This is a genomic window from Inquilinus ginsengisoli (genome assembly GCF_031453975.1).
Lineage (GTDB): Bacteria > Pseudomonadota > Alphaproteobacteria > DSM-16000 > Inquilinaceae > Inquilinus > Inquilinus ginsengisoli_A.
Genome location: NZ_JAVDPW010000007.1, coordinates 342,461 through 365,379, shown reverse-complemented (window position 1 = coordinate 365,379; position 22,919 = coordinate 342,461). Strand labels below are relative to the sequence as shown.

The window sequence follows — 22,919 nt, the reverse complement described above, 5'->3', positions numbered from 1 at the left end:
GTCACTTCAGCTTCGACAGGTCGACCGCCGTGGCATAGGCCTGCTTCGCCTCGGCCGGCGCGTCGCCGGTGACAGTCACCAGGACGCGGTTGTCGACCAGCATCTGGAGCTCGCCCTGCTCGTTCTGCACCGCCTGCCGGTCGCCGATCTTGACCAGCTTGCCCATCATCGCCGCCATCGCCGGGTTGGCGTAGAGACCGGCCATCTGCGCCACCAGCGGCGAATCCACCATCACCTGGATGCGCACCTGCTGGCTGTCCGCGTTGGTGTAGCCGCGCTCGGCCTGGACGCCGCCGCCGAACATCGCCGCAGCGCTCGAATCGCCGGACGCGTCCTCCGCCGTCCAGCCGTCGAGCGGCCCGGGCAGGGCCTTGGCCAGCTGCTCCGCCGCCAGCTGGCCCAGCAAGGTCGCCGCCAGGTCGGCCGCCCGTTTGGCCCGCCCGTAGTCGGCGCTGCTGTAGGCCGATTCCGCCTGGCCCAGCGCGTCGTGGATGTCGTCCGCCAGGGCCGGCCGGATGCCCCACCCGGCCAGCGCCACCAGCAGCGGCACGATGATGTACTTCATGTCGGTCCCCTTCGGATGCCTCGCGCCCGGACGGTCCGGCCGCGCCCCTGCATCCATGCCGCCCGATCCTAGCGGCGGCTGCGGAACCGCCAGTGACCATGCGCACAGCGCAGAAAATATCCCGAGCCCTGCGCTGGGCGAATTCCTGTGTCCAATTGTCCGGTCTTTTCGACGACACATTACCGTCGCAGGCTGGAAGCCTGCCGTCCAAACAAGAAACGCCGCCGGAAGGCCCACCCATGTTCCGCTTTTTCGAAGCCCGCGTGCGCCCGACCGCCACGGGCATGCCTGGCCAACCGCCGGGCACGCTGCTGCGATTCTACTGGTTCTTCCTGCGTCAGGTCCGCTGGTACTACGTCGGATTGCTCGGGGTCGGGCTGCTCGTCGCGCTGCTCGACGCGCTGATCCCGGTGTTCATCGGCCGGGTGGTCACCCTGCTCAGCACCACATCGCCCGAATCGCTGCTGGCCGAACACTGGGGCCTGCTGCTGGGCATGGCGGCGGTGCTGCTGCTGTGCCGGCCGGCGGCGCTGTTCCTGCAGGCGCTGGTGATCAACCAGATCATCGCCTCGGGCTTCACCAACCTGATCCGGTGGCAGAGCCACTGGCACATCGTCCGGCAGAGCTGGAGCTTCTTCCAGAACGACTTCGCCGGCCGCATCGCCAACCGGGTGATGCAGACCGGCGTGGCCCTGCGCGACAGCACGGTGATGACCATCGCCGCGGTCTGGTACCTCACCATCTACGGCACCAGCGCCCTGATCCTGCTGGCCACCGCCGACCTGTGGCTGGCGCTGCCGACCGTGGCCTGGTTCGCCGTCTACATCGTCCTGCTCATCTATTTCGTGCCGCGGCTGAAGCAGCGCTCGGTCGAGATGTCGGAGGCGCGGTCGCTGCTGACCGGCCGGATCGTCGACAGCTACACCAACATCCTGACGGTGAAGCTGTTCGCCCGCGCGAAGGAGGAGGACGACTACGTCCGCGAGGCGGTCGACGACCACACCCTGATCTTCCGCAGCCAGCTGCGGCTGATCAGCCTGTTCAACCTGTGCCTGTCCACCACCAACGCGCTGCTGGTGGTGTCGACCGCGACCATCGCGATCTATCTGTGGAGCCGGGGCCAGGTGGCGATCGGCGCCGTGGCCATGGTGCTGCCGCTGACCTGGCAGATCGTGACCATGGCCGGCTGGGTGGCGCAGCAGGTCACCACGATCTTCGAGAACATCGGCGTGGTGCAGGAGGGCATGATCTCGATCGCCAACCCGCTGCGCCTGGTCGACAAGCCGGAGGCCAAGCGGCTGGCGGTCAGCGAAGGCGGCATCCGCTTCGACCATGTCAGCTTCAACTACGGCCGGCCCGGCGGCGTGATCGACGACATGAACCTGGAGATCCGCCCCGGCGAGAAGATCGGCCTGGTCGGCCGCTCCGGCGCCGGCAAGTCGACCCTGGTCAACCTGCTGCTGCGCTTCTTCGACCTGGAGAGCGGCCGCATCCTGATCGACGGCCAGGACATCGCCGGGGTGACGCAGGAGAGCCTGCGCGAGCAGATCTCGGTGGTGACCCAGGACACCTCGCTGCTGCACCGGTCGATCTTCGAGAACCTCAACTACGGCCGGCCGACCGCGACCGAGGACGAGGTGATCGCCGCGGCCAAGCAGGCCCATGCCCATGACTTCATCCTGAATGTCGAGGATTGGCGCGGCCGCCGCGGCTACGAGGCCCATGTCGGCGAACGCGGGGTCAAGCTGTCCGGCGGCCAGCGTCAGCGCGTCGCCATCGCCCGGGTGGTGCTGAAGAACGCGCCGATCCTGATCCTGGACGAGGCCACCTCGGCGCTGGATTCCGAGGTCGAGGCGGCGATCCAGGAGCAGCTGGAGGATCTAATGGAGGGCAAGACGGTGATCGCCATCGCCCACCGCCTGTCGACCATCGCCCGGATGGACCGGCTGGTGATCCTGGAGCGCGGCCGCATCGTCGAGCTGGGCTCGCATGAGGAGCTGCTGAAGGCCAACGGCCACTACGCCGCGCTCTGGCGCCGCCAGTCCGGCGGCTTCCTGGGCGAGGAGGAACAGGCGGCGGAGTAGGCGGCCCCGCCCTCTACTTCGCCGGCGCGGTCGCCGCCGGCATCACCTCGACCGTGGCGGTCATGCCCGAGGCCAGCAGCACGCCGTCGGGCATCGAGTCGATCGCGATCCGCACCGGGATGCGCTGGGCCAGCCGGACCCAGCTGAAGGTCGGGTTGACGTCGACGATCTGGTAGATCGAGTTGAGCGCGATCTCGCGGTCGGCGATGGCGCGGTCGATGCTGAGGACATGGCCCTGCAGCGGCGCCGACATCCCCATCAGCCTGATCTCGACCTTGTCGCCCGGATGGATGCGCGGGATCTTGGTCTCTTCGAAATAGCCTCGGACGTGGAAGCTGTCGGCGTCGACCATCGCCATCACCTGCTTGCCCGCGGTGGCGTAGTCGCCCTGCCTCAGGATCAGCGACGAGACGAAGCCGTTGACCGGCGAGCGCACCGTGGCGCGCTCGAGGTCCAGCTTCGCCGTGTCCAGCGCCGCCTGGGCCTGCTCCACCGCCGCGCGGGCGGCCTCGGCCGCCGATTCGGCCTGCTGCTTGGCCTCGACCGAAATCGCGTTGAGGCCCAGCTTGGCCCGGCGCTCCGCATCCGCCTCCAGCTGGTCCGCCTGGGCCTGCTGGTTGTCCAGCGCCGCCTGGTCCCGCTGGATCGCCAGCTTGAACCGGTCCAGGTCGATCACGAACAGCACGTCGCCCTTCTTCACCAGTTGGTTGTTGGTGACGTGCAGTTCGGTGACGAGGCCGGAGACGTCGGGCGCCACCTGCACGATCTCCGCCGCCACCCGGGCGTCCCGGGTCCAGGGGCTGTCGATGTAGTACTGCCACAGCAGCACGCCGGCGACGACGGCGCCGGCCGCCACGACCAGGGTGATGAAGATGCGGAGGGCGAGGGCTGCGGTTTTCATGGCTTTCTTCGCCTCACATCGTCAGCGCGACGAGGGTGGTCATGATGATCAGGAGCAGGGACAGGTCGAACAGCGCCGGATGCCAGATCCAGCGATAGGCGCCGACGCGCGCCAGCACGAAGCGCAGCACGCCGGTGAGGAGGAGCGCCACCACGAGGTAGCCGAGCATCGGCGACAGGTAGACGCCGGCGAAGTCGATTTCCTTGATCATGGTGTCGGCACAATCAGGTCATGGATGAGGGCCGGTCCGCCGGTCTGCGGCAGGGCGAAGAATTCGGACTGGTAGGACAGCGTCACCCAGATCGCGGTGACCGAGACCAGGGCGGCGACGGTGTTGCGGTCGACCTCGAGCCCCTGCAGCGCCTCGCCGGCGCGGGCCAGGGCCGCCAGCGCCTCGGAGCCGCTGGGGCCGCGGTGGCGCCAGGCCTGGCCGAAATGGCGCTCCAGCGCGGCCAGTGCCGCCTCCACCGCCCGAATCCCCGGCGGCGGCAGCCGGTCGGACAGACGGCGCAGGATCATGATGTTGTGGCCGACGCGCAGGCTGGCCAGGCTGCCATCCAGGATCGGCCGGTCGCCGGGCAAGGCGTGGTCGAGCCGCGCGAACAGGCCGTTGATGCGGTCGAACATCCGGCTTTCGAACTCGGCCTGCGACAGGCCGGCGCCGGACGCCATGCGCGACAGGTCGGCCATGATGCCGGTGACGAAGCGCTGCGCCATCCAGCGCACGCCGAGCGGCCGGATCAGCCGGAACAGCAGCACCGCCAGGGCGATGCCGGCCAGGGTGGCGAGGCTGTTGTTGACCGCGCCGGCGAAGTCGAGCGAGGCGCGATCGGACAGCCCGAGCAGGGTCAGGAAGTTGATGCAGAGCAGCAGCCCCGAGGCCCCGATCCGCGGCGCCGGCATCAGGACGCCGGCCGGCACCAGCACCGTGGCCAGCACCAGGGCCAGCATGGGGAAGCCGTCGACCCGGGGCAGCACCAGCGCGAAATAGAGCAGGTAGACGATGGACGCGACCGCCGCCATGCGCAGGAATTCCTTGGCCGGCAGCGCCGGCTCGTCCGCGCCGGAGAAGAAGCCGAAGACCACGACCAGGATGGTGGCGGCCGCGGCGCCGTTCGGCCAGGCGGTGAGGATCCAGAAGCTGCAAGCCACCACCAGCGCGGTGAAGGCGGTGATCCCGGCCATGATGGCGGCGGCCTGGTCGCGGTGCCGGCTGACCGACGGCGCCGACCCCATGCTGCGCGGCCGGGTGCCGGCGGCAACATGGTCGCGCAGCCGCCGGCAGTCGTCGCGCAGCGTCAGCACGTCCTGCAGCCGGTCCAGCAGGATGCGCACGACCATCGCCGTCTGGCTCTGGCGCAGCTCCTCCAGCGTCGGCTGAAGGGTGTCGATCAGGCGCCGGGCGGCGCCGATGCTCTCGCCGTCATCCGGCTGGTCCGGGCCCGGCGACCGGTCCATGATCCGCGCCACCGCCTCGAAGGCCGGACGGATTTCCTGCCACCGCGCCGGGTCGCGGAAGCGCAGCAGCCGCCCGCGCTCCTGCACCGAGACCAGCACGGCGAGGAAGGTGAACAGCCGCCCCTGCAGCTGGCGGACCACGTCATTGGCCAAGCGGATGGCCCGTGTGTCGAACACGGCATGGGCGCGCAGGGTCTCCAGCGCCACCGCATCGCCGATCAGCCGGGCGCGGTCGGCCTGCGGCGCCTCGTCGGTGCCCTCGGTGCGCAGGATGCCGACCGCCCATGTCGCGGTGGCCGCCAGCAGCGCCTCGATCCGGCCCAGCAGCACCGGCCCGACCGGGCGTGGCAGCACGATGGCGCTGAGCACGCCGGCGCAGCCGATCGCCAGCAGGATCTCGACGCAGCGGTTGGTGGCGATGTCGAACACCGTGTCCGGCGCGGTGATCGCGGGGAAACCGATGATCGCGGCGGTGTAGCCCGCCAGCAGCGGCGCATAGGCGCTGGGCGCGTCGCGCAGCAGCACCGAGACGTAGATGCAGCATCCGAACCACAGCGCGCTGGCCAGCACGAACAGCTCGCGCTCCTGCGCGAACAGGCCGATGAAGGTCATGCTGGCGATGACCCCGGCGGCAGTGCCGATCACGCGGTAGACGCTCTTCGACAGCATCATCCCGGTCAGCGGCTGCGACACGATGTAGGCGGTCAGCATCGCCGTGCCGGGCGAGGACAGGTTGATGCGCAGGGCGATCCAGGCGGCCAGGATCGCGGCGCAGAAGGTGCGCAGCGAGAACACGCCATCACGCCAGGTCGGCCAGTCCATGCGTCCCCCGCGTCCCTCGTCGCCTAGCGGCCGCCCGCAGCCTCGGGCCGGCCGGCGGCGATGGTCGCCTCGATCCGGCTGAGCACGTCGAGGCAGACGATCATATCCTGGTCGGAGACGCCGTCGAGCAGCCGTTCGCGCACCTCCGCGACGACGCCCTGGATGCCTTCCACCAGGGTGCGGCCGTCGGCGGTCAGATGCACCGTGCGGTCGGCGCCGGCCTCGCGCCGTTCGATCACGCCCTGGCCCTCCAGCGTGTCGAGCAGCGGGGCCAGCGAGGAGCCTTCGACGCCGAGCGAATCCGCCAGGTCGCGCTGGCGGATGCCGTCGCCCAGCCGCGTCACATGCAGCAGCGGCTGCCAGGTGGCGGCGCTGAGGCCGTAGCGGCCGAGCACGTCATCGATCTCGCGCCGCCACAGGCGGGCGATCAGGAACAGGCGATAGCCGAAATCGGCGCGGGCGGGAGGCGTCTGGGGCATGGGCACCTTCATAGCCTCCTCATGGCGGGGCGAAACCGCGATTGCCGTATGCCAGCCATCCCGGCTGGCGTCACGCTGGCCCGGCTGGCGCGATGCCGGCCGGGCCGGGCGGATCAGGAGCTGGCGCCGTCGACCGGGATGGTCTGCAGCATGGCGAGGTCGATGCCGTCGAGGCAGCGCACATTGATCGCGATCATGGCGGTGCCGTCCGGCTTGCGGCCCCGGGCGAAGGATTCGATGCCGCAGGACGGGCAGAACAGGTGCTCGATCACCTTCTTGTTGAAGCGGTAATCGACCAGGTCGGTGTCGCCCGACAGCAGGGTGAACCGGTCGGGCATGACGAAGTTGAGCAGCAGCCCGCGCTTCGAGCAGTTCGAGCAGTTGCAGCTCACGACCTTGGCCAGGTCGGTCTCGACCTGGTAGCGCACGGCGCCGCAATGGCAGCCACCCTCATAGGTCTTCATCTCGGGCATGGGGCGTTCCTCCGGCGCTTTGGATCGCCGCGCGTCACGACGGCGTTCGGGCCCGAGAGTCGTCCGGGACGAGCGCCATGTCCACCCGCGATCGCGGATCCGCAGCGCCATTTTGGGATTGAGGGCACGGGTGCTTGCGCCCCGAAGTCATCATCGATGCGGCCATTAAGAGTCATCCCCCTCCCCTTGCGGGAGGGGGTCAGGGGGAGGGGTCTGCGCGCGTCCGCGCGCGAATGGGCAAAGGGCAGGCTTCACCATCGACGCTGGGCCGTCGGAGTCGAGGCCGGTTCCGGCGGCGATAACCCCCTCCCCCTACCCCCTCCCGCAAGGGGAGGGGGAGGTCGTTTTGATTTGCTTCGGCTTTGGTCGGCCCATCCGTTACCCGGTGTCGTGGACATCCGCGTCCGGGCCGTCCAGGGCCTTCGGCTTGAAGCCGAAGATCATCGGGCTGAGCCCGAGCGACCGGCAGAGGCGTTGGGCCACGGTGGCGATGGTCTCGGTGTCGAGCATCTCGATCACATCGGGCTCCTGCAGCCGCACCGCCAGCCCGGCCCGGAGCCCCGGGATCCAGGCGGGATCGGCGCATTCCGCAAAGTCCCGCTCGACCGCGGCGGTCACTGCCTTCCGGCGCTTGGCCCGGATCGCCTGGATCTCCGCCGGGCTGCCCGCCGGCCGCGTGGGGCGCGGCGTGGCAGGCCATTCCTCGCCGCGCCAGCGCTGCCAGGTCTCCGACAGGCCGAGGCCGCAGGCCACCCCCGCCATCACCGACCCCACCGGCCGGTCCTCGACCTGGACATCCTGGTCCTCGTAGAGCCCATCGACCCGCTCCTCGAGATCGTCCTTCAGGGCGTTGAAGCGGCCCTCATCCTCGATCTCCTCGCAGATCATGTCCTGCAGGGTGTCCCGGACCTCGTCGCGGTGCCGCTCGCGGCGGACCTTGCGGGCGGCCAGGCGGTCGGGGGTCTCGGCCCGGTCCTGGGCGCACAGCTTGTCGGCGGTGCGGGCGCGCTGGGCCAGCGACTGATGCACCGTGCGGGTGAAGCGGGCGAAGGCCAGCCCGGCCTCCCGCGCCTCGGCTCTTGCTGCGACCGCTTCGTCGGTCCCGGGCGCCGCGGCCCTCACCTTGGCCTGGGCGTCGAGGGCGCGGGCGCCCTCGCCCCTGACCAGCTGCATGCTGAGCTCGGCGATCTCGGTGAGCATCTCCATCTGCTGCAGCGCGAGGCTGCGGCAGTGGGCCTGGATGTCGAAACCTTCTGGTGGCGTTTTCATGGAACGTATCATGAACGAGTCGTTCCAGTTAACACAATGCACGTTTTGCTTACGCCGATTGCCTCTCCCGTTTACGGGAGAGGTCGGAGACGCGAAGCGGCTCCGGGTGAGGGGATTTTGTCGAGGCCGGGGCCCGCCCTCACCCGGTCTCGCTGCGCGAGCCCGACCTCTCCCGCCACGCGGGAGAGGCAATCTGAGCGGTTTTCTGGCTTCGCGTCCCGGCCTCAAACACCGTCATTGCGAGCGCAGTGAAGCAACCCATCGGACCGCTCGTGCGGGCCCATGGATTGCTTCGTCGGCTGCGCCTCCTCGCAATGACGAAGGGGGATGAGGCCTAGCGAAGGGCTTAGCTAGCGGCCTCGCAGCCCCGCCCCGCCGCCTCAGCCTTCGCCGACGCCGTATTCCTGGCCGGCGTCGGCCAGCCAGTCCCACAGGTACTGGGCGAAGGACCGTCGGACATAGACCCGCAGCCGCAGGGCGCCGTCGGCATCGTCCAGCCGGTGCAGGATCACGTCGGCGTGGCACACCACGCTCTGCGCCACCGACCCCGCCGGGAAGGCGCGGCGGTGCAGGTCCAGCGGGCAGCCCTTGGCCAGCACGTCCAGCGCCTTCGGCCCGGACAGGGCGAACACGGTCCAGTTGTCGGTGACGTTGGTCACCGCGGCGTGATGGCCGGCCAGCGCATCGCCCAGCCGGGCGGCGAGATCGGCCTCGCGGTCCACCCCACCGACCACCAGCCATTCGTCGGGGCCGAGCCACAGCGCCGCCAGCCCGTCCGCCGCGGCCACGCCGGGCCGGGCCGGCAGGCCGAGGCCGAGCACGCCGGAGACCGCCGCGGTGAAGCCGGCATCGCCGGCGTCGCCGCGCAGGTTCAGCTTGGCCTCATGCGCGATCTCGGCCAGGCGGAGGCCGGGATCGGCCGGCGCCACCAGCGGCCGGACCAGGCCTTCGGTGGCGGTGCGGCGGGCCGGCAGGTCGGCCGGGGCGTCGTCATGAGCGTAGGCCGTGTCAGCCATGGAGGCGCGCTCCCTCGAGATCGACGAACACCGGCTTCACCACCTTGGCCGGGATGGTGCGGTCGGGCATGGCGATGTGGACCGTGCCGTCCAGCCGCTCCGCGCCGCCCTTGACCATGGCCATGGCGATCGACCGCTGCAGGTTCGGGCTCCAGTAGCTCGAGGTGACATGGCCCAGCATCGGCACCGGCGGGGCGCCCGGCGTCGCGGTGTCGATGATGTGCGCCCCCTCCTCCAGCACCAGCTTGGGGTCGTCGGTCAGCAAGCCGACCAGCTGCTTGCGGTCGCCCCGCGCCGTGTCGGTACGGTCGAGCGAGCGCTTGCCGATGAAGTCCGGCTTCTTCTTGCCGACGATCCAGTCCATGCCGAGGTCGCCGGGGGTGACGGTGCCGTCCGTCTCCTGGCCGACGATGATGAAGCCCTTCTCGGCGCGCAGCACATGCATCGCCTCGGTGCCGTAGGGGACGAGGTCGAGCCCCTGCCCCGCCGCCTCGATCGCCTCGATCAGGGCCATGCCCTGGGCGGCCGGGACATTGATCTCGTAGGACAGCTCGCCGGTGAAGGAGATGCGGAACACCCGCGCCTTCAGCCCGGCCACCACGCCCTCGCGCATCGACAGATGCGGGAAGGCCTCGTTCGACAGGTCGATGTCGGTCAGGCGCGCCAGCAGCTCGCGGCTCCTGGGGCCGGAGATGGTGGCGACCGCCCATTGCTCGGTGACCGAGGTCAGGAACACCTTGAGGTCCGGCCACTCGGTCTGGTGCCATTCCTCGAGCCAGGCGAGGATGGTGGCGGCGCCGCCGGTGGTGGTGGTCATGTGGAAATGGTCGTCGGCGAGGCGCGTGGTGACGCCGTCGTCCTTGACCATGCCGTCCTCGCCCAGCATCAGGCCGTAGCGGCAGCCGCCGATCGCCAGCTTGGCCCAGGCGTTGGTGTAGACGCGGTTCAGGAACTCCGCCGCGTCCGGGCCCTTGACGTCGATCTTGCCCAGGGTGGTGGCGTCCATCACGCCGACCGACGTCCGCGCCGCCTTGACCTCGCGGTTGACCGCCGCGTGCATGTCCTCGCCCGGCTTGGGGAAGTACCAGGCCCGCTTCCAGCCGCCGCCCACATTCTCGAACACCGCGCCGTGCCGTTCGGCCCAGCGATGCATCGGGGTGCGGCGGATCGGGGCGTACAGCGCCTTGACGCTGCGCCCGGCGATGGCGCCGAAGGTGACCGGGGTGTAGGGCGGGCGGAAGGTGGTGACGCCGATCTCCGGAATGGTCCGGCCCATGGTCTGCGCCACGATGCCCAGCGCGTTGACGTTGCCGGTCTTGCCCTGGTCGGTGGCCATGCCGGTGGTGGTGTAGCGCTTGACGTGCTCGACCGAGACCATGCCCTCGCGCAGCGCCAGCCGCAGGTCCTTGGCGGTGACGTCGTTCTGGAAGTCGACGAAGGCGCGCACCGCATTGGCCGGCCGGTCCGACGGCACGTACCACAGCGGCTTGCTGTCGTCGGCCTCCGGCTCCTCCTGCGCGGTCTCGACCGCCGGCACCGCCACCGCCACCGCGGTCAGCCCGGCGGCCTCGGCCGCGCCGGCGCCGGCCACCAGGCCCTCCTGCAGCGCGTCGGCGAAGCGGATGGTGCCGGTGCAGCCGCCGGCCGACCGCTCGGCCTGGAAGCTGTCGCCGGGCATGAAGGTCGACCGCGCCTCGTCCCAGCGCAGGCGGCCGCGCGACTGCGACTGCAGGTTCAGGACCGGGTTCCAGCCGCCGGACATGGCGACGGCGTCGCAGGCGATGGTGGTCTCGGCGCCGCGCCGCACCGACAGGCCGTCGGCGGCCAGCGGCATCAGCCGCACCTCGTTCACCCTGAGGCGGCCGGAGGTACCGACGATGGCATGGCCGGCATAGACCGGCAGGCCGGCGGCGCGGGCCGCCCGGACCAGCGGCCCGTCGGGGTCGGGCCGGGTGTCGACGATCGCCGGCACGGCGACGCCGGCGGCGGCGAGGTCCAGCGCGGTGGCGTAGGCGGCATCGTCGCCGGTCGCGACCACCACGCGTTCGCCGACCTTGACGCCCCAGCGGTTGAGATAGGCGCGAACGGCGCCGGCCAGGATGATGCCCGGCCGGTCGTTCTCGGCGAACACCAGGCTGCGTTCGATCGAGCCGGTGGCCAGCACCACCTGCTTGGCCCGCACCTTCCACAGCCGCTGCCGCGGCGTGCCGGCCGGCACCGCATGCGGCGGAATGTGGTCGGCGACGCGTTCCAGCAGGCCGAGCCAGTTGTGGCCGTAGTAGCCGAAGCCGGTGGTGCGCGGCAGCACCCGGACATCGGGCATCGACGACAGCTCCGCCACCGTCGCCGCGACCCAGTCCAGCGCCGCGACGTCGCCGACCGACGCGGTCGGTTCCGACCGCAGCCAGCCGCCGAAGCGGGCCTGGTCCTCGGCCAGGATCACCCGGGCGCCGGCGCGGGCGGCGGCCAGCGCGGCGCCGAGGCCGGCGATGCCGCCGCCGACCACCAGCACGTCGCAATGGGCGTTGACGTGGTCGTAGCGGTCGGGGTCGGGCTGGCGCGGCGACACGCCGAGGCCGGCGGCCTTGCGGATGAAGCGCTCATAGACCATCCAGGCCTTGGGCGAGCGCGGCCACATGAAGGTCTTGTAGTAGAAGCCGGCCGGGATCATCGGCGCGATCAGGTCGTTGACCGCCTGCAGGTCGAAGCGCAGCGACGGCCAGCGGTTCTGGCTGCGCGCCACCAGCCCGTCGAACAGCTCGACCTGGGTGGCGCGGGTGTTGGGGTCGGTCCGCGCCGCGTCGGGGCCCAGCTGGACCAGGGCGTTCGGCTCCTCCGGCCCGGCCGACACCACGCCGCGCGGCCGGTGGTACTTGAAGCTGCGGCCGAGCAGGTGCACGCCGTTGGCCAGCAGGGCCGAGGCCAGGGTGTCGCCGTCATAGCCGCGGTAGGACCTGCCGTCGAAGGCGAAGTCGGCGCTCTGGCTGCGGTCGATGTCGGCGCCGCGGCCGACCAGGCGATAGCGTTGGGTCATGGGGTCTGCGAGCCGGAAGCGCTGGCGGAATCGACCAGCGGCGTGTTGGCGGTGCCCCGCGCCGGTTCGCCGGACGGGGTCGGGATCGACTGGCCCTCGATCGCCGGCGGCGGGTCGCCCGCGCCGTAGATCGCCAGGATCTCATCGGTCGCGGTGTTGCGCGCGATGTTGAACCAGCGGCGGCAGCCATGGATGTGGACCCAGCGCTCGTAATGCAGCCCCTTGGGGTTCGAGCGCATGAAGACGTAGTCGGCCCATTCGGCGTCGCTCAGCTCGGCCGGGGCCGCCGGGCGACGGATATGGGCCTCGCCGCCGCAGCGGAATTCGCGTTGGTCGCGGGTGCCGCACCAGGGGCAGTCGATCAGGAACATCGGGCGACCCTCTTCAATGCGCCACGGCGGCGGCGCCGTGCTCGGCCACCAGCGCGCCGGAGCTGAAGCGGTCGAGCGCGAAGGGGGCGGCGATGGCGTTGGGCTCGCCCCGGGCGATGGTGTGGGCGAAGACGTGGCCGGATCCCGGGGTGGCCTTGAAGCCGCCGGTGCCCCAGCCGCAGTTGATGAACAGGTTCTCGACCGGGGTCTTGCCGATGATCGGGCTGGCATCCGGCGACACGTCGACGATGCCGGCCCATTGCCGCAGCATGCGCATGCGGCTGAAGATCGGGAACATCTCGACGATCGCGCCCAGCGTCTCCTCGATCACCGCGAAGCCGCCGCGCTGGGAATAGGAGACGTAGCCGTCGATACCGGCGCCGATCACCAGCTCGCCCTTGTCGGACTGGCTGACATAGGCGTGCACCGCGTTCGACATCACCACGCAGTCGATCACCGGCTTGATCGGCTCGGACACCAGCGCCTGCAGCGGGTGGCTTTCCAAGGGCAGGCGGAAGCCGGCGAGGTTGGCCAGCACCGAGCTGTGGCCGGCGGCGACCACCCCGACCTTGCCGGCGCCGATATAGCCGCGGCTGGTCTCGACCCCGACGACGCGGCCCTGTTCGGTGCGGAAGCCGGTGACCTCGCAGTTCTGGATGATGTCGACGCCGCGGCTGTCGGCGGCGCGGGCATAGCCCCAGGCCACGGCGTCGTGCCGGGCAGTGCCGGCGCGGCGCTGCACGGTGCCGCCATAGACCGGGAAGCGGATGCTCTGGTCCGGGTTCAGCGCCGGGCAGAATTCCAGCACCTGTTCGCGGGTCAGCCAGTCGCTGTCGATGCCGTTCAGCCGGTTGGCGTGCAGCCGGCGCATCAGCTCGCGCGCCTCATGCGGGTCGTGGCAGATGTTCATCACGCCGCGCTGGCTGAACATCACGTTGTAGTTGAGGTCGGCCGACAGGCCTTCCCACAGCTTCAGCGCGTGCTCGTAGATGAAGGCCGAGGCGTCGAACAGGTAGTTGGAGCGGACGATGGTGGTGTTGCGGCCGGTGTTGCCGCCGCCGATCCAGCCCTTCTCCAGCACCGCGACATTGGTGATGCCGTGCTCTTTCGCCAGATAGTGGGCGGTGGCCAGGCCGTGCCCGCCGCCGCCGACGATGACCACGTCGTAGGCCGGCTTGGGCTCGGGCGAACGCCACGCCTTCTGCCAGCCTTCATGGTGCGACAGCGCATTGCGCGCGAGGGCGAAGAGGGAATAGCGCGTCATCGATCCGTGGCCGGTCCGGGGAGAGCGTGGGCATCGTGCAGAAGCGGGCCGCCGGTCGCGAGCTTAGGCGCGACATCGAGGCGTCGCCCTGCGCCAAGGCCGGCGGCGGGCGGCCCGCGGCCCGCGGCCCGGCTGGGACCGCCGGCGCCGGCCGGCCGGTGCGGCGATGTCGCAAAGAAGCGAGGCGGCGGCCTCAGTCGGTCGGGATCTCGCGGGTGCGGCCGACCCGGCGCAGCAGCGCCATCAGCTCCGGCTGCTCGACCGCGACGCGGCGGTATTGCGGGCGCAGCGCCTCGCGCAGCCGGCCCTGGGTGCCGAGCTGGGCCTCGGCGTAGTCGATCATCACCGTGTTCGGCCAGGCCTGGGGCCGGATCGCGGCCAGCCGCGCCACCGCCTTCTCCTCCTCGCCGGGATGGCGCTGGGCGATCAGCATCAGCATCGCCGCGGTCGAGCGCGACACGCCCATGTGGCAATGCACCAGCAGGTGCCGCAGGCTTTCGCCCTCGGCCGCCATCGCCTCGCCGAATTCGAGGATCGAGGCGACATGGTCCGGCGTCGGGAAGACGTGGCCCGGCAGCTCGTCGATGATGTCGTGGAAGCGCAGGTCCAGCCGGCGATGCGCCGCGAAGCCGTCGAAATAGGTCTCGGCCGGGGTGCCGGGATCGGCGATCGACAGCACATGGGTGACGCCGGCGGCGCTGAAGCCGGCGATCTCGTCGAGCCCGCAGACGGTGAGATGGCGGTCGGGGTGCAGCAGCATCGGTCTTCCCTTGTGTCTGCCGCATTGTCCCCGCCCGGCCGCCGCCGGGTCAAACGCCGAAGGGGTGCGTCAGCCGTGCGGGGCCGGAATGCGCCCTAGAATAACCCTTCCACCTGGCCGTCGCTGTCCAGCCGGATGGCGTTGGCGGCGGGCACCTTGGGCAGGCCGGGCATGGTCATGATGTCGCCGCAGACCGCGACCAGGAACTCCGCCCCGGCCGACAGCCGCAGCTCGCGCACCGGCACGACATGGTGCGACGGCGCCCCCTTCAGCGCCGGGTCGGTGGAGAAGCTGTACTGGGTCTTGGCGACGCAGATCGGGAAATGGCCGTAGCCGCCCTTCTGGTACTGGACGAACTGGTCGCGCACCTGCTTGTCGGCGATGACGTCGTCGGCGCCGTAGATCGAGGTCGCGATGGTCCGCATCTTCTCCCACAGCGGCACGTCGTCGTCGTACAGGGTGCGGAACTGCGAATGGCCGCCATCGGCCAGGGCCACCACCTTGCGCGCCAGATCCTCGGCACCAGCGCCGCCGTCGGCCCAATGGGTGCAGACCTGCGCTTCGACGCCATGTTCGGCGCAATAGTCGCCGACCGCCTGCAGCTCGGCCTCGGCGTCGGCGACGAAGCGGTTGATCGCCACCACCGCCTGCACCCCGAACTGGCCGACATTGCGGATGTGGCGGCCGAGATTGGCCAGGCCCTTCTTCAGCGCCGCGACGTTCTCGCGCCCCAGATCCTCCTTCGCCACGCCGCCATGCATCTTCAGGGCGCGGACGGTGGCGACGATCACCGCCGCCACCGGCTTCAGGCCGGCCTTGCGGCACTTGATGTCGAAGAACTTCTCGGCCCCGAGATCGGCGCCGAAGCCGGCCTCGGTGACGACGTAGTCGGCCAGCTTCAGCGCCGTCTTGGTCGCCATCACCGAGTTGCAGCCATGGGCGATGTTGGCGAAGGGGCCGCCATGGACGAAGGCCGGGTTGTTCTCCAGCGTCTGCACCAGGTTGGGCATGAACGCGTCCTTCAGCAGCACGGTCATCGGCCCGTCCGCCTTCAGGTCCTTGGCCGTGACCGGCTTGCGGCTGCGGGTGTGGCCGACGATGATGCGGCCCAGCCGCGCCTCCAGGTCCTTCAGGTCCTTCGCCAGGCAGAAGATCGCCATCACCTCCGACGCCACGGTGATGTCGAACCCGTCCTCGCGCGGGAAGCCGTTGGCGGCGCCGCCCAGGCTGGTGACGATGCCGCGCAGCGCCCGGTCGTTCATGTCCATCACCCGCCGCCAGGTGACCCGGCGGGTGTCGATGTCGAGCGCGTTGCCCCAGTAGATGTGGTTGTCGAGCAGGGCCGACAGCAGGTTGTGGGCGCTGCCGATGGCGTGGAAGTCGCCGGTGAAGTGCAGGTTGATCTGCTCCATCGGCACCACCTGGGCATAGCCGCCGCCGGCGGCGCCGCCCTTGACCCCGAAGCAGGGCCCCAGCGAGGGCTCGCGCAGGCAGATCGCCGCCTTCTTGCCGATCCGGTTCAGCCCGTCGCCGAGGCCGACGGTGGTGGTGGTCTTGCCCTCGCCCGCCGGCGTCGGGGTGATGGCGGTGACCAGGATCAGCTTGCCGTCGGGCCGGTCCCCGAGCCCGTCGACGAAGCCGGAGGCCAGCTTGGCGATGTTCGGGCCGTAACTGTAGAGCGCATCGGCCGGGATCCCGAGCTTCGCCCCGATCTCGACCACCGGCCGCATCTTCGCGGCGCGCGCGACCTCGATATCCGACGGTACCGACATGAATCTGCCCCCAAGCCAGCGTTTTGAGCCATCGTCGCATAGCATCCCGAAGGCGGCCCCGTCTGCGGCGACATTGCGCGACCCCGATGCGACACCCCGCGGATCGGGCCGCGAGCCATGCGTTTCCGCTGTCCGCCCCCATCCAGCCCGTCGCATGTAGCCTCTTTGTCGAATTTGCGACCCGTGCTACCGATTCGGCAGGCAGGCGCAAACGCCGCCGGGAGGCAGAGGGACCAATGGGCCAGGATTCAGGGTTCGACACCGAGACCATCGGGTTCCTGCTGATTCCGCAGTTCTCGATGATCGCCTTCACCTCGGCGGTCGAACCGCTGCGCATCGCGAACCGCATGGCCGACAAGACGCTGTACCGCTGGATCGTGCTGTCCAAGGACGGGCAGCCGGTCAAGGCCAGCAACGGCATCAGCGTCGGCGTCGACACCGCGCTGGCCGAGCTGAGCCGCCAGTCCGGTATCTCCAAGCCGCTCGACATGATCTTCGCCTGCTCCGGCCTGGGCATCGAGCGCTACCGCGACGACGAGGTCTTCGCCTGGCTGCGCCGGGCCGAGCGCCAGGGCGTCGGCATCGGCGCGCTGTGCACCGGCTCGCACCTGCTGGCCCGCGCCGGCCTGCTGGGCGGCCACCGCTGCGCCATCCATTGGGAGAACCTGCCCGGCTTCGCCGAGACCTTCCCCGAGATCCCGGTGTCGAGCGACCTGTTCGAGGTCGACCGCAACCGCTTCACCTGCTCCGGCGGCACCGCGGCGATCGACATGATGCTGCACCTGATCGCATTGCGGCAGGGCCGCGACCTCGCCACCAAGGTGTCCGAGCAGTGCCTGGTCGACCGCATCCGCAGCCCGCACGACCGCCAGCGCCTGCCGCTGCGCGCCCGGCTCGGCGTGCACAACCCGAAGCTGGTCTCGGCGATCGAGCTGATGGAGGCGAACATCGCCGAACCGCTGCCGCAGGAGGAGCTGGCCGCCCATGTCGGGCTGTCGCGCCGCCAGCTGGAGCGGCTGTTCCGCAAGCAGCTGGGCCACAGCCCGGCGCATTACTACCTCGAGCTGCGGCTGGAACGGGCGCAGCACCTGATCAACCAGAGCGACCTGCCGATCGTCGATCTGGCCCTGGCCTGCGGCTTCGTCTCGGCGTCGCATTTCTCGAAATGCTACCGCCAGCTCTATGGCCGGTCGCCGCGCGAGGAGCGGGCGAACGCCATCCTGCGCGGGGTGCCGATGCCGGAACGGCCGGTGCGCCAGAAGATCCCCGCTTGACGACGCAGCCCAGCTTTGCTGCGCTGCGTCATGAGGGGACTCGCATCGGAGGATGGTTCTGTGCATAGTCCGTGGCTTCGCGTAACGGCATCCCGGACCCGAATGCCCGTAGACCGGACCTGGCAGGCCTTTCTGGCCGCCGCCCGCCCCGTCGTCGAGACCTGCAGCACCCCATGACAAGATTCTTTGTGACCGGCACCGACACCGATGTCGGCAAGACCCTCGCCTGCGCCTGCCTGGCCGTCGCCTGGGACGCGGATTACTGGAAGCCGGTGCAGACCGGCCTGGCCGAGGAGCCGGGAGACACCGCGACCATCGCCGCGCTGACCGGCATGTCCGCCGACCGGCTGCAGGCGCCGCGCTATTCCTTCCAGGCGCCGCTGGCCCCCGTGGCCGCCGCCGCGCTGGAGGAGAGCGAGATCGACCCGGCCGCGATCGTGCCGCCGTTCTCGACCCGGCCGCTGCTGATCGAAGGCCCGGGCGGCGGGCTGATGGTGCCGCTGGACTGCTCGACCCTGGCGGTCGACCTGCTGTCGGTGTGGCGCTACCCCACCATCGTGGTGGCGCGCAGCGCCCGCGGCACGATCAACCACACCCTGCTGACGATCGAGGCGCTGCGCGCCCGCAAGATCCCGATCGCCGGGGTGGTGATGAACGGCCCGCTGAACGGCGGCAACCGCGCCGCGATCGAGAAGCATGGCGGCGTGCCGGTGATCTTCGAGATCCCGGAGCTGCAGCGCGTCACCCGCGCCGTGATCGCCGAGCTGGCGCATGCCGTGCCGCCCCTGGGCGAGATCCTGGCCGAAGCCATCGCCGCTTAGGTTGGGTTGAGCGACGCTCAGTTCGACCGAAACTCAGCTCTTACTCTGTCATGCCACGGCTTGACCGTGGCATCCAGGGGCGGCCAGAGCGGCTTTTGGTGGCCCCTGGATTGCCCGGTCAAGTGTTCAGCCCGGTGACATGGCGGACACCTGTTCGGAGACATGGCTGACAGGTTTGGTGTTGGTCAAGTCGATGGTGGCGATGAGGTGGCTGGCGAAGAAGACGCCGAAGTGGCCATCGGTGGTGAGTGGTCGGATGGCGACGCGCTCGCCCCGGAAGGCCTGCGGCACTTTCCAGGGCCGGCCGCGGAAGCTGACATAAGCCTTAGTGGTGCCGACGGTGCGGACGATGTCGTGGCTGTCGTACTCGACCTCGGGCAGGTGCCTGGGCATGGCGCGGGGGCTGGAGCGGTAGCGGCTGCCCGGGACCCGATGATCGAGCGCCTGGTGGGGGCGCTGCCAGTTGTAGACCTCGCGCCAGCGATCGAAGGCGCGCTGGACCGCGGCGAGGTTGGAGAAGGCTTCGAGGGCGAAGACCTCGGCGGCGAGGGTGCGGTGGAAGCGCTCGATCTTGCCCCGGCTCTGCGGGTGATAGGGCCGGCTGTGCAGGACCCGGACGCCGAGCTTGAGCAGCCAGACGCCGAGCCGGGTCCAGCGCTCTCCCGAGGCGTCGCCCCAAGGGGAGCCGTTGTCGACGAAGATCGCCTGCGGCAGGCCGTGGCGGCGGAAGGCCGCCCGCAGATGGCCCTGCACGGTCCGGCTTTGCTCATCGGCGCAGGCCTGCAGGCTGGGCGCATAGCGCGAATGGTCGTCGAGCATGGTCAGGGGATGGCACCGCTGGCCCCCGACCAGCGGCACCCAGCCCTTGAAGTCCATCTGCCAGAGCTGGTTGGGCTCGTCCTTCTCGAAGCGTTGGAAGGGCTGGCCCGAGCCGGCGGCTTCAGGATCGATCCGGCCATGCCGGCGCAGGATCTCGTGCACGGTCGAGATCGCCGGCGGCCTGCTCCCGTCGCGGATCAGGCAGGCCGCGATCTTGCGGGCGCCCCAGGCCGGATGCGCATCGCGCACCGCCAGCACCGCTGCTTCCGTCGCCGCCGCGCTGCGCCCCGGGCTCTCATGCGGCCGGCGCGACCGGTCCGCCAGCTCGGCATCGCCCGACTGCCAGCGACCCAGCCACTTGTAGCCCACATCCGGGCTGATCCCGAACCGACGGCACAACTCCCGCCGGTTCGCCCCTTCCTGTCCCGCCAGCCGGACAAACTCCCGACGCTGCTCCATGACCGACATCTCCTGCCACGCCATGGCTCGCCTCCTCAGAAGCCAATGCCACGGCACTATGTGTCAGTCATGTCTCCGAACACCTGTCAGGGATCTCCCCGGGCCATACATCAAGCCGGGCAATGACAGAGTGTAGGGACGGCGACATTAGCCCAGCCACACAGAAACAGAACGGGCGCCCCAGGGGCGCCCGTCTTCGTTCCGGAAGGACGGGACGGATCAGTCCAGCGACTCGTCCATGGCGAAGCCGCCGCGGCCGTCGAAGGTGAAGCGGCCATCCTGCATCGCCTTGACCCAGCGCGCCGACCGCTCCAGCCCGCCGAAGGCGAACAGGTGCAGCTGGGCCAGGCCGCAATCGGCCTCCTTGGTGCGGTAGTCGGCGAGTTCGACCAGCAGCTTGTCCGGCACCGACACCGAGGCCAGCTTGGCGATGTTCATCGCCTGGCGGGTCAGGAAGCGGATCGACGGGCCGACGCCGCACATCGCGGCATAGTGGATCAGGCTCTTCAGCTTGGCCGGGCCGGCCAGGCCGAGATGGATCGGCAGCTCGTTGCCGGCGCGGCGCAGGCTGCGATCCCAGGCGATGATCGCCTCGGGGTCGAAGCAGAACTGGGTGGCGATATACATCGCCGTGCCGGTCGCCTTGGCATAGGCGTTCTTCTCGGCCACGGCGCGGGCGATCTCGTCGGCCGGGATGTCCTTGCTGCCCTCGGGGTGGCCGGCGACGCCGATGGTCTTGATGCCATGCTTCTGCAGCAGCCCGGTCTCCAGCACCTGCATGCTGCGGTCGAACGGGCCGGCGGGGGTCGAGACGCCGCCGCCGATCACCAGCACTTGGTCGACCGCCGCTTCGCCGGCGAGGCGGCGCAGATGGTCGTCGAGCTGGGCGTGGCTTGCCAGGCTGCGGGCGGCGATGTGCGGCACCGGCACCAGGCCTTCGCCGCGCAGCCGCGCCGCGGTCTGCACGATCTCGCCGAGATCGGCGCCCGGCAGCATGGTGATGTAGACGGGGGTCTGGGGCGCCAGATGCGCGCCGTAGCTGGCGGTCTTGGCGGCGATGCCTGGGGCGGTCTCGATCGACAAGCCGCGGAACAGATCGACCACCGCCGTCTTCGGCGTGGGCAGGGAGACGATCTTCGCGGTCGACCGATTGAACCCGAGCATTCACCGACCTCCATGGGCACGGCGCCAGCACCGGCGCGTGAATAGAAGATGGTGATGACGGGGCTTTCCTGCTGCATCGGCGACGACCGGAACTGTCCGGAAGGCGACACCGCGGCGCGATTGCGACAGGTCCGGCCGGGCGGCCATCCCCAATTTCGACATGGTCGGCTGGTGACCTGGGCCGGTCACCACGCCCGGAGGACCGCATGCGCGCCCCGCTTCTGCTCGCCGCCCTGCTGCTGGCCGGCACCACCGCCCCTGCCCTGGCCTTCGATTGCGCCAAGGCGAAATCCCCGATCGAGACCACGATCTGCGCCACGCCGGAGGCCAAGCGGGCCGATGACGCCATGAGCGCCGCCTATGCCGCCCTGCAAGCCGGGATGGACAAAGCCCACGGCCAGGTGCTGCTGCGCAACCAGCGCAGCTGGCTGCAGCAGCGTGAGGCGCGCTGCCGCGACTGGAGCCAGGAAACGGTCAGGATCGACGGCGCCTGCCTGGCACGGGAGACCGAGTCCCGCCACCGCCTCCTGACCGGCGAAGCGGAGTATGCCGGCCCGGGCGCCCTGCCCTTCCGCCCGAGCTTCAGCGAGCGGATCGAGCCGGCGCACAAGGTCGAGGTGTCGATCGCCGTGCCGCAGCTCGCGGCCGGGGCAGGCCCTGCGCCCGGGCTCGACGCGCTGCTGCAGGCGGCAGCAAAGACCGCCGACGACCCGGTCGACGATGATCCGCACTACAGCTACGACGCCGGCTACACCATCACCTATGACAGCGGCGAGCTGGTATCGGTGCTGTTCGATATTTACGTCGACCATGGCGGCGCGCATGGGCAGGGCGTGCAGGCGGCCGCCAATTACGCGCCGATGCTGGGGCGGGCGCTGAAGGCCGACGACCTGGTCGACGACAAGGGCGTCACGGCCCTGACCAATCTCTGCCGTGCCCAGTTGCGCCAGGAAAAGATCCGCCGCGGCGCGGACGCCGATGCGGTCGATGGCGACCTGACCGACAAGGCCGTGGGGGACGGCATCCGGACCATCGAGTCGTGGCAGTTCCGCCGCGACGGGGCCGCCATCCATTACGACGCCTATGAGATCGGCGCCTATGCCGAAGGGTCGTATGACTGCACCATTCCCTGGCCGGTGCTGCGCAAGGCGGCGAAGCCCGACGCGCCGCTGCCCCGCAGCTAGCTAGGCCGCCGCGGCCAGGATTTCCTTCGCCACGTCGATGAAGGCGCGCAGCTTCGGCGCGGTGCCGGCGCGCCGGGGGTGGTAGAGGAACAGCCCGGCCTCCTCGATCGCCGTCGCCGGCAGCAGCCAGCGCAGCCGGCCGTCGCGCAGCTCCTGCCGGACCAGCGGTTCGAACACATAGGCGATGCCGGCGCCGGCCAAGGCGAGGTCCTTGGCGTAGCTGGAATCGGTGACCCGCACCGTGCCGGTCACGCCGACCGCGACGTCCTCGCCATCCTGCACCAGGTCCCAGGCATAGACGCCGCCGGAAGCGAGCAGGCGGAAGCCGATGCAGTTGTGCCGGGCCAGCTCGGCGATGGCGGCCGGTTCGCCCCGCGCCGCGAGATAGGCCGGCGCCGCCACCATGATCGCCCGGAACGGCGGGGTCAGCCGCACCGCCACCATGTCCTGCGCGATCATGCCGCCCAGGCGCACCCCGGCGTCGAAGCCTTCGGCGACGATGTCGGCCAGCCGGTCATCGCTGGTGACCTCGACCACCAGCTCCGGATGGCGCCGGGCCAGTTCCAGCAGGATCGGGGTCAGCGCGATCGGCTGGGCGATGCGCGGCACGTTGAGGCGCAGCACCCCGGTCACCCGGCCGCCGGCCAGGCGCAGCCGTTCGAGCCCGTCCTGCAGGTCCTGCAGCGCCGGGCCGAGGGTGGCGACGAAGCCCTGCCCCGCCTCGGTCAGCGCGACGCTGCGGGTGGTGCGGGCGAACAGCGGCGCGCCGATCCGGTCCTCGACCATCCGCACGGCGTGGCTGACCGCGGACGGGCTCATCCCCAGCTCCCCCGCCGCCGCCGCGAAGCCGCCGCGCCGGGCCACGGCCAGGACCACCGGCAGATGGGGCAGCAGGTCACGATCCATTCATGCACCCGATCGCACAGTCAT

General features: G+C 70.4%; 20 protein-coding genes. 4 read left to right on the top strand and 16 right to left on the bottom strand.

Annotated features, from left to right (window positions below):
- Position 1: 1 nt before the first annotated feature.
- Entirely contained in the window at positions 2-565 is a 564-nt protein-coding gene (locus E9232_RS21325) for a hypothetical protein (RefSeq protein WP_309797248.1), read from the bottom strand.
- Positions 566-804: 239 nt separating this feature from the next.
- Here E9232_RS21325 and E9232_RS21320 point away from each other — a divergent pair, with 239 nt between their 5' ends.
- On the top strand, positions 805-2,649 hold the full coding sequence (locus tag E9232_RS21320) for an ABC transporter ATP-binding protein (RefSeq protein WP_309797246.1): 1,845 nt from the start codon (positions 805-807) through the stop codon (positions 2,647-2,649).
- 13 nt (positions 2,650-2,662) lie between these two features.
- Here the strand turns inward: E9232_RS21320 and E9232_RS21315 are convergent, their stop codons facing one another.
- The 12 genes from E9232_RS21315 to E9232_RS21260 form a co-directional block, all read right to left on the bottom strand.
- Positions 2,663-3,550 carry an efflux RND transporter periplasmic adaptor subunit gene (locus E9232_RS21315; protein WP_309797244.1) on the bottom strand — a complete coding sequence of 296 codons (888 nt, stop codon included), beginning with the start codon at positions 3,548-3,550 and terminating at the stop codon, positions 2,663-2,665.
- A gap of 13 nt (positions 3,551-3,563) precedes the next feature.
- Positions 3,564-3,761 (bottom strand): DUF1656 domain-containing protein, encoded by a 198-nt coding sequence (locus E9232_RS21310; RefSeq protein WP_309797242.1) that lies wholly within the window; start codon positions 3,759-3,761, stop codon positions 3,564-3,566.
- The gene (locus E9232_RS21305) at positions 3,758-5,830 is read right to left on the bottom strand and encodes an FUSC family protein (protein WP_309797240.1); all 2,073 of its coding nucleotides are present in this window, start codon (positions 5,828-5,830) and stop codon (positions 3,758-3,760) included. Before E9232_RS21305 ends, E9232_RS21310 begins: the two co-directional genes overlap by 4 nt.
- Positions 5,831-5,853: 23 nt before the next feature.
- Entirely contained in the window at positions 5,854-6,309 is a 456-nt protein-coding gene (locus E9232_RS21300; protein ID WP_309797239.1) for a MarR family winged helix-turn-helix transcriptional regulator, read from the bottom strand.
- A 113-nt stretch (positions 6,310-6,422) separates the two neighbouring features.
- Complete coding sequence (locus E9232_RS21295; protein ID WP_309797238.1) at positions 6,423-6,782, bottom strand: GFA family protein; 360 nt, start codon at positions 6,780-6,782, stop codon at positions 6,423-6,425.
- A 378-nt stretch (positions 6,783-7,160) separates the two neighbouring features.
- Complete coding sequence (locus E9232_RS21290; protein ID WP_309797236.1) at positions 7,161-8,051, bottom strand: hypothetical protein; 891 nt, start codon at positions 8,049-8,051, stop codon at positions 7,161-7,163.
- 380 nt (positions 8,052-8,431) lie between these two features.
- Positions 8,432-9,067 (bottom strand): sarcosine oxidase subunit gamma, encoded by a 636-nt coding sequence (locus tag E9232_RS21285; RefSeq protein WP_309797233.1) that lies wholly within the window; start codon positions 9,065-9,067, stop codon positions 8,432-8,434.
- A complete protein-coding gene (locus E9232_RS21280; protein WP_309797232.1) occupies positions 9,060-12,101 on the bottom strand; it encodes a sarcosine oxidase subunit alpha family protein in 3,042 nt (1,013 codons plus the stop codon). The genes E9232_RS21285 and E9232_RS21280 overlap by 8 nt, the downstream gene beginning before the upstream one ends.
- Complete coding sequence (locus E9232_RS21275) at positions 12,098-12,472, bottom strand: sarcosine oxidase subunit delta (protein WP_309797229.1); 375 nt, start codon at positions 12,470-12,472, stop codon at positions 12,098-12,100. Before E9232_RS21275 ends, E9232_RS21280 begins: the two co-directional genes overlap by 4 nt.
- 13 nt (positions 12,473-12,485) lie before the next feature.
- Positions 12,486-13,736 (bottom strand): sarcosine oxidase subunit beta family protein, encoded by a 1,251-nt coding sequence (locus tag E9232_RS21270; protein ID WP_309797227.1) that lies wholly within the window; start codon positions 13,734-13,736, stop codon positions 12,486-12,488.
- Positions 13,737-13,929: 193 nt separating this feature from the next.
- Positions 13,930-14,496, bottom strand: coding sequence for a tyrosine phosphatase family protein (locus E9232_RS21265; RefSeq protein WP_309797226.1), 567 nt, complete (start codon positions 14,494-14,496; stop codon positions 13,930-13,932).
- 95 nt (positions 14,497-14,591) lie between these two features.
- Positions 14,592-16,268: a formate--tetrahydrofolate ligase gene (locus E9232_RS21260; protein WP_309797223.1), complete on the bottom strand. Its 1,677-nt coding sequence runs from the start codon at positions 16,266-16,268 to the stop codon at positions 14,592-14,594.
- A gap of 236 nt (positions 16,269-16,504) precedes the next feature.
- On the opposite strand from E9232_RS21260, the gene E9232_RS21255 reads away from it, so the two are divergent.
- On the top strand, positions 16,505-17,542 hold the full coding sequence (locus E9232_RS21255) for a GlxA family transcriptional regulator (protein WP_309797221.1): 1,038 nt from the start codon (positions 16,505-16,507) through the stop codon (positions 17,540-17,542).
- Positions 17,543-17,715: 173 nt separating this feature from the next.
- Positions 17,716-18,363, top strand: a complete 648-nt coding sequence (bioD, locus tag E9232_RS21250; protein ID WP_309797219.1) for a dethiobiotin synthase — start codon at positions 17,716-17,718, stop codon at positions 18,361-18,363.
- A gap of 126 nt (positions 18,364-18,489) precedes the next feature.
- On the opposite strand, the gene E9232_RS21245 is transcribed toward bioD, so the two are convergent.
- Together E9232_RS21245 and E9232_RS21240 are read right to left on the bottom strand one after the other, a co-directional pair.
- Positions 18,490-19,665, bottom strand: coding sequence for an IS481 family transposase (locus tag E9232_RS21245; protein ID WP_309797217.1), 1,176 nt, complete (start codon positions 19,663-19,665; stop codon positions 18,490-18,492).
- Between the two features lie 195 nt (positions 19,666-19,860).
- Entirely contained in the window at positions 19,861-20,805 is a 945-nt protein-coding gene (locus E9232_RS21240; protein ID WP_309797215.1) for a methylenetetrahydrofolate reductase, read from the bottom strand.
- 206 nt (positions 20,806-21,011) lie between these two features.
- On the opposite strand from E9232_RS21240, the gene E9232_RS21235 reads away from it, so the two are divergent.
- Entirely contained in the window at positions 21,012-21,989 is a 978-nt protein-coding gene (locus E9232_RS21235) for a lysozyme inhibitor LprI family protein (RefSeq protein WP_309797213.1), read from the top strand.
- On the opposite strand, the gene E9232_RS21230 is transcribed toward E9232_RS21235, so the two are convergent.
- Positions 21,990-22,895, bottom strand: coding sequence for a LysR substrate-binding domain-containing protein (locus E9232_RS21230; RefSeq protein WP_309797211.1), 906 nt, complete (start codon positions 22,893-22,895; stop codon positions 21,990-21,992).
- Positions 22,896-22,919: the final 24 nt, after the last annotated feature.